Genomic DNA, 12,487 nt, shown 5'->3' on the forward strand with positions numbered 1-12,487 from the left:
TACGGTGACGGCTTCTGCTGAAAGAGACGCAACAACAGGCAACGAGGCGCTGAATGGCGCGGAGGTGCTTCTGCGCGTTCTCGATGAACAGGGCGTAGAGGTAGTCTTTGGCTATCCGGGGGGCGCTGTCCTTCCAATCTACGATGCGCTCTTCAAGCAGGACCGTATCCGCCACATTCTTGTCCGTCATGAGCAGGCTGCCGTTCATGCGGCTGAGGCCTATGCGCGTTCGACGGGCAAGGTGGGCGTTGTTCTGGTAACGTCTGGCCCGGGTGCGACCAATGCCGTGACCGGCCTTGTCGATGCGCTGATGGATTCGATTCCGCTGGTCTGCCTGACCGGTCAGGTGCCGACGAAGCTGATCGGCAATGATGCGTTCCAGGAAGCGGACACGACGGGCATTACCCGCCCGGCCACGAAGCACAACTATCTGGTGCGGACGCCGGGCGCTCTGGCTCAGACGGTGCGTGAAGCTTTCGAGGTGGCGCGTTCGGGTCGTCCGGGGCCTGTGCTGGTTGATCTGCCCAAGGACATTACAGTTGGTCAGGCTCCGCTAACGGCGCCAGCGCTCTCACGGTTGAAGCGTTTCCGTCGTCAGGGTGGGCCGGATGCCGAGGCGATTGCCCGCACGGTCCAGGCCATGAAAACGGCCAAGCGCCCGCTGTTCTACACGGGCGGTGGTATCATCAATTCCGGTCCGGAAGCGTCTGAGCGGCTGCGTCGTCTGGCGCGCAAGACGGGTTTCCCGGTCACGTCCACGCTGATGGGGCTGGGAGCGTTTCCGTCTCCTGATCCGCAGTTCCTTGGTATGCTCGGCATGCACGGGTCTGTTGAGGCGAACATGGCCACGCATGGCTGTGATCTGCTGATCGCTCTGGGTGCGCGTTTTGATGATCGCGTGACGGGCCGTGTAGACGCGTTTTCGCCGAATTCGTTCAAGGTTCATGCGGATATTGATCCGAGCCAGATCAACAAGATCATCCGCGTGGATGTGCGTCTGGAAGGTGATGTTCGCGATACGCTTCAGGCGCTGTTGGACGCGTGGGACGATACGCCGGCACCTGATCTGAGCACATGGTGGAACCAGATTGCGTCCTGGCGCAGCGTGGATGGCTTCGGCTTCACGCAGGACATGACGTCGTCTGCGGTGATCCGTCCGCAGCATGCCGTTCGTCGCCTCTACGAAATGGCGATGGAAACGGGGCGTGACACGTTTGTGTCCACTGAGGTTGGCCAGCATCAGATGTGGGCGGCGCAGCACTTCCAGTTCGCCAAGCCGAACCGCTGGCTGACGTCGGGTGGTCTGGGTACGATGGGTTATGGTTTGCCAGCGGCTGTGGGCGCGCAGGTTGCGCATCCGGATGCTCTGGTGATTGATATTGCGGGTGAAGCCTCGACCCTGATGAACATTCAGGAACTGGGAACGATCGCGCAGTATCGTCTGCCGGTGAAGATCTTCATCCTGAACAACCAGTATATGGGCATGGTGCGTCAGTGGCAGGAGCTGCTGCATGGGTCACGCTATTCCCAGTCTTACAGTGAGGCGCTGCCAGACTTCGTAAAGTTGGCGGAAGCGTTCCAAGCAACCGGGATGCGTGCGACCTGCGTGGGTGAGCTGGATGATGTCATTCGCCGGATGCTGGAGCATGACGGCCCTGTCATCGCGGATATCTGCGTGGCGGAAAATGAAAACTGCTATCCGATGATTCCATCGGGTGCGGCTCACAACCAGATGCTGCTTGGCCCGGATCAGGATTCCGCAGCCGCAGGTCTGACCGAAGAAGGGATGATGCTGGTCTGATGACGGAGACAATCCAACATTCGGTCATCTCGGTTCTTATTGAAGACGAGAGTGGCGCACTGGCCCGCGTGGTGGGTCTGTTTTCAGGCCGGGGCTACAACATTGAGAGCCTGACGGTTGCGCTGGTGGATGCCGAGCGCAGCCTGTCACGCATTACGGTTCTGACGTCGGGGACGCCGCAGGTTATTGAGCAGATCAAGGCGCAGCTGAAGCGTCTGATTCCGGTTCATGCGGTTTGTGATCTGACGGAAGAAGGCCCGTATGTGGGCCGTGAGCTTGCTCTTGTAAAAGTCGTTTCCCGTGGCGAGAACCGCACGGAAGGTCTGCGGATTGCGGATTCTTTCCGGGCGCGCCCGGTTGATACGACGGCCACCAGTTTTGTGTTCGAACTGACGGGGTCTCCCTCCAAGATCGACGCTTTTATCGAGTTGATGCGCCCCCTTGGCCTGGCTGAGGTTTCGCGCACGGGGATTGCGGCCATTGGTCGTGGCCCTTCTGTCTTTCACGTTAACGAGGAACATGTCTGATGCGGGTGTATTACGATCGCGATGCCGATCTGAATCTGATCAAGAGCAAGAAAGTCGCGATCATTGGCTACGGCAGCCAGGGTCACGCTCATGCCAACAACCTGCGTGACAGCGGCCTGACCGACATTGTCATTGGCCTGCGTCCGACGTCCTCTGCCGTTAAGAAGGCAGAAGAGGCTGGCTTCAAGGTTATGTCCCCGGACGAGGCTGCTGCCTGGGCCGACGTGGTCATGGTTCTGACGCCGGATGAAGGCCAGGGCGCCCTGTACAAGGACAGCCTTGAGAAGAACCTGAAGCAGGGTGCAGCTCTTGCATTCGCACATGGTCTGTCCATCCACTTCCGCATCATTGAAGCCCGTCCGGATCTGGACGTGTTCCTGATCGCGCCGAAGGGCCCGGGCCACACGGTGCGTTCCGAATACCAGCGTGGCGGTGGCGTTCCGTCCCTCGTTGCTGTGGCTCAGAATGCTTCTGGCAAGGCTCTGGACATCGCTCTGTCCTACGCTTCCGCAAATGGCGGCGGCCGTGCAGGCATCATCGAGACGAGCTTCAAGGAAGAAGTCGAAACCGATCTGTTCGGTGAGCAGGCTGTTCTGTGTGGTGGTGTCGTTGACCTGATCCGCGCTGGCTTCGAGACGCTGGTTGAAGGTGGCTACGCCCCGGAAATGGCTTACTTCGAGTGCCTGCACGAAATGAAGCTGATCGTGGACCTGATCTACGAAGGCGGCATTTCCAACATGAACTACTCCATCTCCAACACTGCGGAGTATGGTGAGTACGTGACGGGTCCGCGCATCATCACGCCGGAAACGAAGGCTGAGATGAAGCGCGTTCTGACGGACATTCAGGATGGGACGTTCGTTCGTAACTTCATCCTTGAGAACCAGTCCGGCGGCGTTGGCTTCAAGGCTATCCGCGCTCGCAATGACGCTCACCAGATCGAGAAGACCGGTGAGAAGCTGCGTGCGATGATGCCGTGGATTGCCAAGGGCAAGCTGGTCGACAAGGCCAAAAACTGATCTTTACGGATTAGGGCCCCTTAGTCGCTATCGGCTAGGGGGTATGAAAAGCACGCATTGCGAGGCTGAGATATTTCAGCCTTGGAGTGCGTGCTTTTTTATGCGCTGTGCAGGCCCCCCCTGCCTACGCCGCAGATGACGCATAGGACGAATCGTTGGCTATGACGGGGCGTATCTGTTGCCGTGTCAGAAAGACCCTGAAGTGAAGGGTAATCCCAAAAAAGCGACGGATTTTCGAGCTTTTGGAGGGTGTTTTTACTCTGAATTCCCAAACGGTGGTTCTTCTTGGGAGCGTCTGGCGGCAGTGGGACGATCTGTAATGTCGGTCCTGCTTCTTCAGGTAATGTGACATATTAGCGAATCAGGCCAGAAAACCCTTGCATCCGCAGGAAGGGGGCTCTAACTACCGCGCTTCTTGGCCCAAGGGGGCGATTTCGCCCAACAGGCTGTCTACTGGTTTGGGGGTACGTGATGAACGCACTTGCTCAACTGGGGATGGTATCGGAACTCCCGAGAGATATCCAGAACAGCGCTGCTCACTCTGTTGAAGAGGAGCGCAAAGACTATTTTATTGAACGGGATGGCGAACGCTATGCCGGTAATCATTTGCTGATCGATTTCTGGGATGCCCGGAATCTAGATGATCCAGCACGGATTGATGAGACGCTGCGCGAGGGTGCTATTGCAGCCGGTGCAACGATTCTGCACAGCCATTTCCACCACTTCACGCCGAATGGTGGCGTGTCTGGTGTTCTGGTGCTGGCAGAAAGTCACATCTCGATCCACACATGGCCAGAGCGTAATTACGCTGCGGTAGATGTGTTCATGTGTGGCGCCTGTGATCCGAATCTTTCGATTCCGGTCATGCAGCGTTTGTTCCAGGCTGGCCGCATCGAAGTTGATGCCGTACGCCGTGGACGCGTGCAGGACAGGAACGCTAGCGCGGCCTGATTCTCGGATAGGGGCCAGCCGAACCGGCTGGTCTTTACTCTGCTATTAAATCCCGACAAGGAACCGATGACCATGGCTGAAACATGGATCAACGAGACCCTGTACCCGGACTGGGGACAGCGTTTTCTCGTAACGCGCGAGCTTGCGCGCGTAAAATCTGATTTCCAGGACATTGTTGTCTTTGAAAGCTCCAGCCATGGCCGTGTGCTGGTTCTGGATGGTGTCATTCAGATCACGGAACGCGATGAGTTCGTTTATCAGGAAATGCTGACGCATGTTCCGATGCTGGCGCATCCATGTGCGAAGCGCGTTCTGATCATTGGTGCGGGTGACGGTGGCGTTCTGCGTCGCGTTCTTGAGCACAAGACCGTTGAAAAAGCCGTCATGGTGGAAATCGATGGTGCGGTAATTGAACTCTCCAAGCAGCATCTGCCGAACATTGCGGGCGATGCCTGGAATGACCCGCGCGCTGAAGTGATTGTCGGTGATGGTATCGACTATGTTGCCAAGGCTGCTGACGGTTCTTTTGACGTCATCATCGTGGACAGCACGGACCCGATCGGCGTGGGTGAAGTTCTGTTTACGGACGAATTTTACAGCAACTGCGCACGTATCCTGTCGGATGAAGGTCTAATCGTGAATCAGTGCGGTGTTCCGTTCATGCAGTCTGATGAACTGTATGAGACGAGCCTGCGTCGTGCGAAATTCTTCCCGCATGTTTCAGCTTATGTTGCCGCTGTCCCGACTTATGTCGGCGGTTTCATGACGCTGGGTATGGCTTCCAAAGGCCAGGCTCCGAACACGCAGACGCTGGAGCAGATTCGCGGACGTGCAGACGCTGCCAAGATCCTTGGCACGACACGCTATTGGACGCCTGAAATTCACGTCGGCTCTTTCAATCTGCCGCCGTATATTGCCGAGCATCTTCCTAAGACGGAGAAGTAAGGCCTGATCCTTCGCTCTTTTAGGAGTGAAGGATTTTAAAGACAGCTTTCGAGGCTGCTGCTCATGCGTTCCAGAAGCGTAATGAGAATGTCTCTTTCCAGTGGAGTGAAGCCTTTGAAGGCTTCCTCGCTGGCCCCTTCCATAATTGGAATAACCTGCTGGCTTTTAGTGAGGCCAACTGGCGAAAGCCGGATCTGGCTGACGCGTTTGTCGTCCGGGTCGGGTTCGCGTTCGATCAGGCCGTCGCGCTCCATGCGTGCCAGCAGTGTTGCCATGCCTGGTTGCTCAATCCCTGCGAGCTCAGCAAGCACCTTTTGAGTGCGGACTTCGCCTTTTCCGAGGGCAAGGAAAACCGGAATCTGTCCTGCGCGCATTCCAGCGGGTTTCAGTTTCTGTTCCATCAGACGCGTGAAAAGGCGCCCTGTCTTACTTGTTAATGAGCCTATGGAGAGGCAAGGGGCCTGATTCTGCATGGGGAACTGCCTTCAGGTGGATAGTGTGGATAACATACATAACATGTTATGTATTTATTTTAAGAAGACTGCTCATATCGTAAAGCGGTTTTCCTGATCTCTTTGGAAATCAGGAAAACGAGAGGAAGCACTTACGGTTTGGAGGTGGGTGGCAACGATTTGCACTGATGGCCGCGGTACAGGCTCCATTCTTCACAGGTTTGGCCGGAGGGCAGGTGGCACATACCAACCTGTCCAGCTGGCTGACTAACAATTTCCAGAGTTCCTCCCTGCTGTGTGCAGGAGACGCTGGCAGGGTTTGCCAGACCTATGAGATGCGGCTTCTGCGGTTGTTCCGCGTTGCATGCAGCCAATAGGAGAAGAGTGGCGCCACAGACGCTGTTTTTTAGCAAGAAGCGCATATCAGGGTGCCGTCCTTGTAAAGAAACGGACGTTGTTTTCTTTGGCACCAAGGGTTTTTACAGCCTCTGCGAATTTCTGAAAGTGCGGCGTTTTGAGGTGCACATCAAAGGCAGCCTGATCGCGATAGGTTTCGACAAGCACAATGAGATTCGGATCTTCATTGGATGTCATCACGTCAAAGCTATGGCAGTCGGGCTCGTCCGCGTTGGAATGCTTGCTGTCATAAGCACACATTTCAAGGAATTTTTCCCGATTTTCTGGGGGAATGGACAATTCTGCAATAACAGTCAGTTCGCCAGCCATGAAAGTTCTCCCGTTCTGGTTACAAAGGTATGCGGCAATCGTAACGCAGAACTAACCGTAACGATTGCGAAGAGATCAGGAAACTGGCAGGATCGAGTCCGACCAATACGGGAGAGACTGGCCTTGAAGGCTGGCGCCGAAGGAGCAACCGCCCCGGAAACTCTCAGGCCAAAGGACCGAGTTGGTCGGTAAATTCTGGAGAGAGGTGCGCCTGACGTACCCGCCGACGGGATAGCGATCTCAGGCAAAAGGACAGAAGGGGCGGCGTTTTCCGGAAGATTCCGGGTGCGTCTGCACCTTCACGTTCTGACCGGGCCGGACCTACCCCATGACCGACTCTCTCCAGCGTACCCCTCTTCATGCTCTCAATCTGGAACTTGGCGCCAAAATGGTGCCGTTTGCGGGTTATGAGATGCCGCTTCAGTATCCCGCAGGGCTGATGGCCGAGCATTTGCACACGCGTAGCAAGGCTGGGCTTTTTGACGTCTCCCATATGGGGCAGATCCGGATTGCTGCTCGCAGTGGTGATGTGCGTGATGCCGCTCTGGCGCTCGAAAGCCTGATCCCGGCCGATTATGTGGGGCTTGTGAAGGGGCGGCAGCGCTACGGATTTCTGACCAATGATACCGCAGGCATTCTTGATGATCTGATGGTCGCCAATATGGGCGATGATCTGTTCGTTGTGGTGAATGCGTCTTGCAAGGAGCAGGATGCGGCGCTGATTGAGGCGGCTCTTTCTGACCGTTGTGTTGTGACGCGGCAGTTTGATCGCGCGCTGATGGCGTTGCAGGGGCCGCAGGCTCAGGAGGCTATCGCACCTCTTTGTCCGGCAGCGGTCGATATGCGTTTTATGGACGTGATCGAGACGAAGCTTGCTGGTGTTCCGGTCACGCTGTCGCGCTCGGGTTACACCGGTGAAGATGGTTACGAAATTGGTTGTGCAGCCGCAGATGCGGAGACCGTTGCGCGGGCGTTGCTGGCTCAGCCGCAGGTTCTTCCCATTGGGCTTGGAGCCCGGGATTCGCTTCGTTTGGAAGCGGGGCTTTGCCTGTATGGCAATGATATCGACACGACGACCACGCCGATTGAAGCGTCTCTGGCCTGGGCTATTCAGAAAGCCCGGCGCGAAGGGGGCTCTCGTGAAGGAGGCTATCCGGGCGCGGAGATCGTTCTGCGTCAGGCCCGTGAAGGTGTCAGCCGCAAGCGTGTTGGCCTGATGGCGGAGGGGCGTGCGCCTGTTCGTGCGGGGGCGAAGCTTTTTGCGGATGCGGATGGCCAGAAAGAGATCGGTCTGGTGACGTCAGGGGCGTTTGGCCCGACGGTCCAGGCGCCGGTGGCGATGGGATATGTCGCAACAGATTACGCAGGGAACGACACGGCGCTGTTTGCCGAACTGCGTGGGAAATTCGTTCCGGTTCATGTTCGGGCGATGCCGTTTGTGGCGCCCGGTTTCAAGCGTTAAGCCAAGGAAAAGCAGCGATGACGACTTATTATACCAAATCGCATGAATGGATCCGTCTGGACGGGGAAGAAGCGACCGTGGGCATCACGGCTCATGCTTCTGAAGAGCTGGGCGAACTGGTGTTCGTGGAAGCCAAGGACGAGGGTACGGACGTAGCGGCTGGCGATGCTGCTGCGGTTGTGGAATCCGTTAAGGCGGCGTCTGACATCTATGCTCCGGTTGCCGGTGTGCTGTCGGGCTTCAATACGAAGCTGTCCGATGAGCCGACGCTGGTTGGTAATGACCCGGAAGGTGAGGGCTGGATCTTCAAGATGAAGGTTTCCAACCCGGAAGACGTGACGTCCCTTCTGACGGCAGAGCAGTACAAGAGCCTCTGACGTTCTGTGATGGGTCTGGCTTTTGTCGGGCCCATTTTTCTTTCCCTGCCCATCAAGACTTCCAGAGAACGATACCGTGACGATCCTGTGGCCTGAACAGACCGAAGACTTCAGCTCCCGCCATATTGGCCCACGCTCCTCTGAAATTACGGAGATGTTGCAGACGATCGGGGCGTCCAGCCTTGAGGATCTGATTGACCGGACGGTTCCGAAAGCCATTCTTGATCGTGGCGATCATGGGATTGGTGAGGCACTGACGGAGCAGCAGGCTCTGGCGCGTCTGCGGGAGATTGCGTCCCGGAACCGTGTTCTGACGTCCATGATCGGGCAGGGATATTACGACACGGTTCTTCCGCCGGTTATTCAGCGCAATATTCTGGAAAATCCGGCCTGGTACACGGCTTACACGCCGTATCAGCCGGAAATCAGTCAGGGGCGCCTTGAGGCGCTTCTGAACTTCCAGACGCTTGTGGCGGATCTGACGGGGCTCGATATTGCCAATGCGTCTCTGTTGGATGAGGGCACGGCCTGTGCGGAGGCGATGGCGCTGGCCAAGCGTGTCTGCAAGTCCAAGTCCGACCGGTTCTTCGTAGATGCCGACACGCACCCGCAGACGCTGGCTGTTCTGAAGACGCGGGCCGAGCCGCTGGGCTGGGAGATTGTGGTGGGTGATCCGACGACGGATCTGGATGCGGCGTCCGTGTTTGGTGTGCTGCTGTCCTATCCGGGCTCTTCTGGGGCCGTGCGTGACCCGCGTTCCGTGATTGAGGCTGTTCATGCTCAGGGCGGTATTGTTGCCGTGACCTGTGATCCGCTGGCTCTTGTGATGCTGGAAAGCCCGGGGGCTCTGGGCGCGGACATCGCCATCGGGTCCATGCAGCGTTATGGCGTGCCGATGGGTGGTGGTGGCCCGCATGCCGGGTTCATGGCGACGAAGGATGCTTACAAGCGGCACATGCCGGGGCGTCTGGTAGGCGTGTCCCGTGATAGCGCTGGGCGCCCGGCGTATCGACTGGCGTTGCAGACCCGTGAGCAGCATATCCGCCGTGAAAAGGCGACGTCCAACATCTGCACGGCGCAGGTTCTGCTGGCTGTCATTGCGTCCATGTATGCGGTGTATCATGGACCGGAAGGGCTGAAGGCGATTGCGGGTCGCACGCATCGTCTGGCGGCTATTCTGGCGGCGGGTCTGAAGGCTTTGGGTGTGACGGTTGAGACGGAAACATTCTTCGACACGCTGACAGTTCAGGCTGGTTCCGACGCGCAAGGCATTCTTGCCAAGGCTCTGGATGCCGGGATCAATCTGCGTGATGCGGGCGAAGGACGGATTGGTCTGTCCTGTGATGAGACGACCACGCCTGAGACCATCCGGGCGCTGTGGCAGTGTTTTGGGGCGGATGAGGCGCGTGTTGCGGTTCTGGAGCGCGAGCTTTCTGTTGAAGAAGGTCTGCCTCAGGCGCTGTCCCGTCAGGCGGCTTTGCTGACGCATCCGGTGTTCCATGTTCATCGTTCGGAGACGGATCTGCTGCGGTATATGCGGTCCCTGTCTGACAAGGATCTGGCGCTGGATCGGACGATGATTCCGTTGGGCTCCTGCACGATGAAGCTTAATGCAACGGCGGAAATGATTCCCATCACCTGGCCTGAGTTCGGGCGGATTCATCCGTTTGCTCCGAAAGATCAGCAGGCTGGATATGCGGAACTGTTTGCGTATCTGGAGCGGACGCTGTGTGCGATTTCGGGGTATGATGCTGTATCGCTTCAGCCGAATTCTGGTGCGCAGGGTGAGTTTGCGGGGCTTCTGGCGATCCGTGGGTATCATCAGGCGCGTGGGGATATGGATCGGGATGTGTGCCTGATTCCGGCATCCGCCCATGGGACAAACCCGGCTTCTGCCCATATGGTGGGAATGCGTGTCGTTGTTGTGGCCTGTGACAGCAACGGGAACGTTGATGTTGAAGATCTGAAGGCAAAAATCGCGCAGCATGATGGACGTGTGGCGGCCATCATGATTACCTATCCGTCCACGCATGGTGTGTTTGAGGAACGGATTGTCGAGATCTGTGATCTTGTTCATGCGGCTGGTGGGCAGGTTTATCTGGATGGTGCGAACCTGAATGCGCAGGTCGGTCTGGCGCGGCCGGGTCTGTACGGGGCTGATGTTTCGCATTTCAATCTGCACAAGACGTTCTGCATTCCGCATGGCGGTGGTGGGCCAGGCATGGGGCCGATTGGTGTGGGCAGCCATCTGGCGCCGTATCGGCCAGGCCAGAACGGGATCGCCGTTTCTGCTGCGCCGTATGGTTCAGCGTCCATTCTGCCGATCTCTGCGGCGTACATCATGATGATGGGGGATGAGGGGCTGCGCCGGGCGACGGAGGTGGCCATTCTGAATGCGAACTACATCGCGGCGCGTCTGGAAGCGCATTACCCGGTGCTATATCGGGGTAGCAACGGCTTTACGGCGCATGAGTGCATTGTTGACCTGCGGCCGATCAAGGATGCGGTTGGTGTAACGGTGGACGATATTGCCAAGCGTTTGATTGATCACGGGTTCCATGCGCCGACGGTCAGTTTCCCCGTAGCGGGGACGTTCATGATCGAGCCGACAGAGTCCGAGGGGAAGGTCGAGCTGGATCGGTTCTGCGATGCGATGATTGCCATTCGGGCAGAAATTGCGGACGTGGAAGCGGGGACAGTTGCCGTAGAGGATAGCCCGCTACGGTTTGCGCCTCATACGACGGCTGACTTGGCCGGTGAGTGGGGTCGCCCCTATGCGCGGGAGAAGGGCTGTTTCCCGGGTGGGGTTAACACGTCCAAGTACTGGTCGCCTGTCGGACGGTTGGATAACGCATGGGGCGACCGGAATCTGGTGTGTTCGTGCCCGGATATTTCGACTTACGCAGACGCATAATATTAATCTGTTTTCTGAGTAGAAAAGGGCGCCCTCAAAAAGGGGCGCCTTTTTTATGGTCTATCAGGATGTGACGGTGACCCACTGTGCAGACGTCAGTTCTGCCAGACGAGCCGGGGTGAGCATGACAGAGGCATTGGTGGCACCTGCAGCAGGGATCACGATGTTAAATGCGCGAAGAGACTCATCGCAATAAACGGGAAGTGGTTCTGATAGTCCAAAGGGGCAAACGCCGCCGGGCGGATGGCTTGTAAGTGCCAGCACTTCTTCTCCGTTAAGGAAGCGGGGACGCCCTCCCAGGGCGTCTTTTGTCAGACGATTATCCAGACGTTTTGTTCCTGCCATAACGATCAGAACAATTTTAGCCTGTGGACATGACCCAACCTTCACGCCGAGTGTTTTGGCAATCTGATCGGGTTCGACATTGTGTGTGGCAGCAGCCTCTTCAACGGTAGCCGTGGAACGCTCCGTCACGATGATGGAGAGATCAGGCGCGCGCTGGGCGAGATCAGTCCTTACGCTTTCAAGACTCATGAATAGGTGCCTCCGGAAATTTCGGGAAGATGTTTCATGTGAAACATGGGGGAGATTTCAGAAAACGTATCTTGTAGAAATGGCAGCCCACAGGGGCGAGGGCCATCAGTTTACCGATGGGAACCAGATCCTGTATCTTTTTTTGTGAGGAAAACATCGTGAGTCATGCTGCCTGTGTTGTCGCCATTCTAACTGTATCGTCTGACCAGGCACGAGAACTGGAGCTGGAACTGGTACGCTGCGTTGTTGCATCACGTGCGGAAGAAGGCTGCCAGCGTTACGTAATCAGCCGCGATCAGGACCATGCAGGACGCTTCACGGCCGAGGAGCGCTGGGCTTCGACTGAGGCTTTCGAGCAGCATCTGGAGACGCCACATTTTAGGTCTCTTGCCGCGTTGCTGGATCGTCTGGATGCTTCTGTGCAGTTGATGAAGGTGACGCCGCTTGATGAAATCAGTGACGCGATCTGAAAGCTGTTTCAATTCCAGCGGGAATATGTCTCTTCTGATGTGTCGCTGTTGGGGCGGCAAACCATGCACGAAGGAGAGACACCCATGACAGCAACCGTAACATTTCAGGTCGAAGGCATGTCCTGCACAGGGTGTTCAGGCAAGCTCCAGAAAGCCCTTGAAGCTGTTCCTGGCGTTTCTGCTGCGGATGTAACCCTGGAGCCAGCACAGGCTGTCATTCAGTATGACGATGCCAAGGTTTCTACGGCGGCGCTAAAAGAGACAGTGGAAGACGTTGGCTTTGACGTCGTTGGCTGACTGAGAGATTGC

14 protein-coding genes and 1 riboswitch are annotated in these 12,487 nt (G+C 57.0%); of the genes, 10 read left to right on the top strand and 4 right to left on the bottom strand.

The features are described from left to right. The first annotated feature begins 4 nt into the window (after positions 1 to 4). The 5 genes from ilvB to speE all read left to right on the top strand — a co-directional run bounded on the left by ilvB (position 5) and on the right by speE (position 5,243). On the top strand, positions 5 to 1,801 hold the full coding sequence (gene ilvB, locus HK24_RS12410) for a biosynthetic-type acetolactate synthase large subunit (RefSeq protein ID WP_086634732.1): 1,797 nt from the start codon (positions 5 to 7) through the stop codon (positions 1,799 to 1,801). Continuing rightward, entirely contained in the window at positions 1,801 to 2,328 is a 528-nt protein-coding gene (gene ilvN, locus HK24_RS12415) for an acetolactate synthase small subunit (protein ID WP_064275493.1), read from the top strand. Before ilvB ends, ilvN begins: the two co-directional genes overlap by 1 nt. Beyond that, positions 2,328 to 3,347, top strand: a complete 1,020-nt coding sequence (gene ilvC / locus HK24_RS12420) for a ketol-acid reductoisomerase (protein WP_046900379.1) — start codon at positions 2,328 to 2,330, stop codon at positions 3,345 to 3,347. The genes ilvN and ilvC overlap by 1 nt, the downstream gene beginning before the upstream one ends. A 471-nt stretch (positions 3,348 to 3,818) precedes the next feature. Continuing rightward, a complete protein-coding gene (gene speD / locus HK24_RS12425; protein ID WP_046900378.1) occupies positions 3,819 to 4,298 on the top strand; it encodes an adenosylmethionine decarboxylase in 480 nt (159 codons plus the stop codon). Between the two features lie 72 nt (positions 4,299 to 4,370). Beyond that, positions 4,371 to 5,243 (top strand): polyamine aminopropyltransferase, encoded by an 873-nt coding sequence (speE, locus tag HK24_RS12430; protein WP_046900377.1) that lies wholly within the window; start codon positions 4,371 to 4,373, stop codon positions 5,241 to 5,243. Between the two features lie 35 nt (positions 5,244 to 5,278). On the opposite strand, the gene HK24_RS12435 is transcribed toward speE, so the two are convergent. The 3 genes from HK24_RS12435 to HK24_RS12445 form a co-directional block, all read right to left on the bottom strand. Next, on the bottom strand, positions 5,279 to 5,617 hold the full coding sequence (locus tag HK24_RS12435) for a MarR family winged helix-turn-helix transcriptional regulator (protein ID WP_232309318.1): 339 nt from the start codon (positions 5,615 to 5,617) through the stop codon (positions 5,279 to 5,281). A 230-nt stretch (positions 5,618 to 5,847) separates the two neighbouring features. Then, positions 5,848 to 6,117, bottom strand: coding sequence for a DUF333 domain-containing protein (locus HK24_RS12440; protein ID WP_086634733.1), 270 nt, complete (start codon positions 6,115 to 6,117; stop codon positions 5,848 to 5,850). Position 6,118: 1 nt separating this feature from the next. Next, entirely contained in the window at positions 6,119 to 6,421 is a 303-nt protein-coding gene (locus HK24_RS12445) for a putative quinol monooxygenase (protein ID WP_086634734.1), read from the bottom strand. A 98-nt stretch (positions 6,422 to 6,519) separates the two neighbouring features. Next, a riboswitch (glycine riboswitch) is annotated at positions 6,520 to 6,610 on the top strand. Positions 6,611 to 6,749: 139 nt separating this feature from the next. Here HK24_RS12445 and gcvT point away from each other — a divergent pair. The 3 genes from gcvT (at position 6,750) to gcvP (ending at position 11,174) form a co-directional block, all read left to right on the top strand. Continuing rightward, positions 6,750 to 7,883: a glycine cleavage system aminomethyltransferase GcvT gene (gene gcvT, locus HK24_RS12450; protein WP_086634735.1), complete on the top strand. Its 1,134-nt coding sequence runs from the start codon at positions 6,750 to 6,752 to the stop codon at positions 7,881 to 7,883. 17 nt (positions 7,884 to 7,900) lie between these two features. Then, on the top strand, positions 7,901 to 8,260 hold the full coding sequence (gene gcvH, locus HK24_RS12455) for a glycine cleavage system protein GcvH (protein ID WP_064275498.1): 360 nt from the start codon (positions 7,901 to 7,903) through the stop codon (positions 8,258 to 8,260). A 76-nt stretch (positions 8,261 to 8,336) separates the two neighbouring features. Beyond that, complete coding sequence (gene gcvP / locus HK24_RS12460; RefSeq protein WP_086634736.1) at positions 8,337 to 11,174, top strand: aminomethyl-transferring glycine dehydrogenase; 2,838 nt, start codon at positions 8,337 to 8,339, stop codon at positions 11,172 to 11,174. 63 nt (positions 11,175 to 11,237) lie between these two features. On the opposite strand, the gene HK24_RS12465 is transcribed toward gcvP, so the two are convergent. After that, on the bottom strand, positions 11,238 to 11,708 hold the full coding sequence (locus HK24_RS12465) for a YbaK/EbsC family protein (protein ID WP_086634737.1): 471 nt from the start codon (positions 11,706 to 11,708) through the stop codon (positions 11,238 to 11,240). Positions 11,709 to 11,866: 158 nt separating this feature from the next. Here HK24_RS12465 and HK24_RS12470 point away from each other — a divergent pair, with 158 nt between their 5' ends. Beyond that, positions 11,867 to 12,178: a putative quinol monooxygenase gene (locus HK24_RS12470; RefSeq protein ID WP_233126260.1), complete on the top strand. Its 312-nt coding sequence runs from the start codon at positions 11,867 to 11,869 to the stop codon at positions 12,176 to 12,178. Between the two features lie 84 nt (positions 12,179 to 12,262). Next, positions 12,263 to 12,475, top strand: a complete 213-nt coding sequence (locus HK24_RS12475) for a heavy-metal-associated domain-containing protein (protein WP_046900368.1) — start codon at positions 12,263 to 12,265, stop codon at positions 12,473 to 12,475. Positions 12,476 to 12,487 lie beyond the last annotated feature (12 nt).

This window comes from Gluconobacter sp. DsW_058, assembly GCF_002153615.1.
Classification (GTDB): domain Bacteria; phylum Pseudomonadota; class Alphaproteobacteria; order Acetobacterales; family Acetobacteraceae; genus Gluconobacter; species Gluconobacter cerinus.

Coding starts and splice junctions, on each gene's coding strand:
- HK24_RS12475 (WP_046900368.1), top strand. CDS start 12,263: ATGACAGCAACCGTAACATTTCAGGTCGAAGGCATGTCCTGCACAGGG.
- HK24_RS12445 (WP_086634734.1), bottom strand. CDS start 6,421: ATGGCTGGCGAACTGACTGTTATTGCAGAATTGTCCATTCCCCCAGAA.
- HK24_RS12440 (WP_086634733.1), bottom strand. CDS start 6,117: ATGCGCTTCTTGCTAAAAAACAGCGTCTGTGGCGCCACTCTTCTCCTA.
- gcvH (WP_064275498.1), top strand. CDS start 7,901: ATGACGACTTATTATACCAAATCGCATGAATGGATCCGTCTGGACGGG.
- HK24_RS12465 (WP_086634737.1), bottom strand. CDS start 11,708: ATGAGTCTTGAAAGCGTAAGGACTGATCTCGCCCAGCGCGCGCCTGAT.
- speE (WP_046900377.1), top strand. CDS start 4,371: ATGGCTGAAACATGGATCAACGAGACCCTGTACCCGGACTGGGGACAG.
- ilvN (WP_064275493.1), top strand. CDS start 1,801: ATGACGGAGACAATCCAACATTCGGTCATCTCGGTTCTTATTGAAGAC.
- speD (WP_046900378.1), top strand. CDS start 3,819: ATGAACGCACTTGCTCAACTGGGGATGGTATCGGAACTCCCGAGAGAT.
- gcvT (WP_086634735.1), top strand. CDS start 6,750: ATGACCGACTCTCTCCAGCGTACCCCTCTTCATGCTCTCAATCTGGAA.
- ilvC (WP_046900379.1), top strand. CDS start 2,328: ATGCGGGTGTATTACGATCGCGATGCCGATCTGAATCTGATCAAGAGC.
- HK24_RS12435 (WP_232309318.1), bottom strand. CDS start 5,617: ATGCGCGCAGGACAGATTCCGGTTTTCCTTGCCCTCGGAAAAGGCGAA.